This is a genomic window from Sphingomonas sp. CCH9-F2, assembly GCF_001556735.1.
In the GTDB taxonomy this organism is placed as follows: domain Bacteria; phylum Pseudomonadota; class Alphaproteobacteria; order Sphingomonadales; family Sphingomonadaceae; genus Sphingomonas; species Sphingomonas ginsenosidimutans.
Genome location: NZ_LSJO01000256.1, coordinates 1 through 3,082, shown reverse-complemented (window position 1 = coordinate 3,082; position 3,082 = coordinate 1). Strand labels below are relative to the sequence as shown.

Here is a 3,082-nt window from a genome sequence, read left to right as displayed (position 1 = left end):
TCGCGCTGCGCCCGCTGCTGGACGCCGGCGCCATCCCGGCGACACGGCGCGTGATCGACGCGATCAGCGCCATCGTGGCCAGCAGCGTCAGCATCGGCACCAACACCGCCGCGACATGATCCGCGGCGCCGGCGTCCAGCAGCGGGCGCAGCGCGAGGATCGTCGCGGCCAGCGGGATATCGACCAGCCGTGACCAGTGCATCGGGAAATCGCCGCCGTTCAGCCGATGCTGCGCAACGTCGAACCAACCTTGTCCGGCCAGCCAGTCGCGCACCTCGATCATGCGCATCGCATCGTCGGCATCGGGAAAGCGCAGCGCCGCGATATCGGGCGCGCTGATCGCCAGCAGGATCAGGACGGTGAACAGCCACCCGCCCAGCACCGCCGCGACGAAACGGCGGCGATCGGACGGCGCGGGGGTGTCGGTGGGCACGGGTATCGACCTGCCGCGGCGGCTCAGGCCGCCTTCAGCCGGCCCGGCACCTGCCGCACGCTGGCGAGCGCGGCGGCTTCGCCCTCGCTGCCGCTTTCGTGATATTCGGCATCCTCGTTCACCCCCCAGATATCGTAGACGCGCGCGCCGGCCTGGATGTTGCGGACGGTCAGCATCGCGGTCATCATCGCGTGATCCTGGTTGTTGTAGCGGTGCATGCCGTTGCGCCCGACGCAATGCAGCGACGGATAGCGCGCCTCCAGTTCGCGGCGCAGCATGTCGACGTTCTGGGCGTAATCCTCATCATAGACGGGATAGGCCTTTTCCTGGCGCACCACCGCGCCGCCCTCGACATGCGCGGGGTCGCACAGCCCCAGCGCGGCCATCTCGGCGGTGGCCAGCGCGATCAGCTCCTCGTCGCTGGACGACCACAGGCCGTCGCCCTCGAAGCAGAAATATTCCAGACCGACGCACGCGATCGCCGGATCGGGGACCATTTCGGGCGACCAGGAACGGAAGTTCTGGATGCGGCCGACCTTCACCTTGGGATCGTGGATGTAGATCCAGTTGTCCGGGAACAGATCGGGCGAGCGGATCATCAGCGCGACGGTCAGGAAATCGCGATACTTGAGGTTCGCGGCCTCCGGCAGCGTCGCGGGCAGCGGGTGCAACCGGCTGGCCAGTTCGCGCATCGGCGCGGAGGAGATGACGTGCGCGGCGTTGATCGCCACGCCGCCGTCGCCGTGCGTCGCCGCGACGGTCCACCGCTGCGTCGCGGCGTTGAAGGTCAGCTGGCGCAGCGCGTGGCCCATCAGCACCTGTCCGCCGCGCTCCACGATCCGGTCGCGCGCGGCATCCCACATCATCCCCGGCCCCAGCCGCGGGTAGCGGAAGCTTTCCAGCAGCGTCTTGGTCTGCATTCCGTCGTTGGGCACCTTGTTCAGCCCCAGCGACCGCTTCAGCCCGTCGACCACCGCGCCCCACAGCGACAGCCCCTTGATCCGCTGCGCCGCCCAGTCGGCGCTCATTGCGTCGCAGGGCATGCCCCACACCTTCTCGGTATAGGTCTTGAAGAAGATCGAATAGAGCTTCCGGCCGAAGGCGTTGACGGTCCAGTCCTCGAAGCTCTTCACGTTGCGGTTGGGCAGCAGCTTGGCCTTGGCGAAGCTCATCATGCACAGGGCCGAGCGCAGGATGCCGAGGTTGCCCAGCGCCTCGAACGCGCGCAGCGGATAGCTGTAGAACTTGCCCTCGTAATAGATGCGGCTCATCCGCGGGCGTTCGATGAAATCGTCGGGCAGTATCTCGTTCCAGAGGTCAACGACCTCCTTCGACCGCGAGAAGAAGCGGTGCCCGCCGATGTCGAAGCGGAAGCCGTCGTGTTCGACGGTGCGGCTGATCCCGCCGACATAGACGGGGTCCTTCTCGATGATCGCCACCGAATAGCCGGCCTTGGTCAGCAGATAGCCGGCGGTCAGGCCCGCCGGCCCCGCGCCGATGATCGCGACGTCCACCACCGCGCCGTCTTTCGCCATCCGTCGTTCCCGCCCTTCGCCGGCTGCGCCCGATCGCGCAGGGTTCGCCGCCGGACATGCCGCAGGATGGTTGACGAACCGTTAAGACCCCCGCCGCGCGACGGTGGCCAGCGGGCGCGCGGCTGTTCTATAGGGGCCGGCATGCGGGCGATGCGATACAGGCTGACGGCGGCACTGGCCGCGACCTCCCTTGCCACCGCGGTCCCGCTGGCGGTGCGCGCGCAGCAGGCGAGCAACAGCTTCGACCTGGCCGGACCGCCGCTGACCATGACGGTGACGCGCGGCGAGGCCACGCTGCCGATCGGGCAGGTGCCGGGCCTGCGCGCGGGCGACAAGCTGGTGCTGAAGGCCGACCTGCCCGCCGATCAGGCGGCGCGCTACGTCCTCATCCTCGCCTTCCTGCGCGGGGCGACCAATCCGCCGCCCAAGAACTGGTTCTTCCGCGCCGACACCTGGGTACCGAAAAAGGGGACGATCACCGCCACCGTGCCGGAGGGCGCGGAACAGGCGATCGCGCTGCTCGCCCCCGAAACCGGCGGCGATTACGGCGCGGTGGTGCAGGCGGTGCGCGGGCGGCCGGGCGTGTTCGTGCGCGCCGCGCAGGACCTGTTCCAGGCATCGCTGGACCGTGCGCGGTTCGACGCCTTCGTCGCCGGGATCGCGCGTGCGGAGGAAGCATCGACCGAGCGGCTGGAGCCGGTGTCGACCGCGCTGGCGGGATCGCTGGCGATCCGGCTGGACGCCGCCTGCCTGTCGCGCCCGCGCGCGCTGCAGGCCGCCTGCCTGACGCAGAACCGCGAGGGGATGGTGCTGCAGACCGGCGGCGGCGCGTCGCTGGCCGAGACGATCGGCGGCACGACGACGCAATTCGCCTACAGCCTCGCCGCGACCAAGGAAGCGGGCGCGGGGCTGTACAGCCCGTACATCTCGCTGGCGCGCGATTTCGCGCGGCTGTTCGGCGTGTTCCGCAGCGCCAGCTACCAATATGCGCCCGCGCTGGCGGTCAGCCATGGCGACCGGATGCGGTTGCAGCTCAACAACCCGCCGTCGTTCCAGAACCCCAAGTCGGTGCTGGTCGTCCCGCTGCCGGCGATCGGCGCGGGCGCATATTGGT

The 3,082-nt window shown here is 69.3% G+C and carries 1 protein-coding gene and 2 pseudogenes; 1 reads left to right on the top strand and 2 read right to left on the bottom strand.

What is annotated here, in order from left to right:
* Both AX685_RS07645 and AX685_RS07640 read right to left on the bottom strand, forming a co-directional pair.
* Positions 1 to 433 (bottom strand): annotated as a pseudogene (locus AX685_RS07645) (hypothetical protein); the annotation flags it as partial.
* A 23-nt stretch (positions 434 to 456) separates the two neighbouring features.
* Positions 457 to 1,968, bottom strand: a complete 1,512-nt coding sequence (locus AX685_RS07640) for an NAD(P)/FAD-dependent oxidoreductase (protein WP_066487199.1) — start codon at positions 1,966 to 1,968, stop codon at positions 457 to 459.
* 141 nt (positions 1,969 to 2,109) lie between these two features.
* On the opposite strand from AX685_RS07640, the pseudogene AX685_RS07635 reads away from it, so the two are divergent.
* Positions 2,110 to 3,082 (top strand): annotated as a pseudogene (locus tag AX685_RS07635) (hypothetical protein); the annotation flags it as partial.

Excerpts from the sequence above, each read along its gene's own strand:
- AX685_RS07640 (WP_066487199.1), bottom strand. The coding sequence starts at position 1,968 with ATGGCGAAAGACGGCGCGGTGGTGGACGTCGCGATCATCGGCGCGGGG.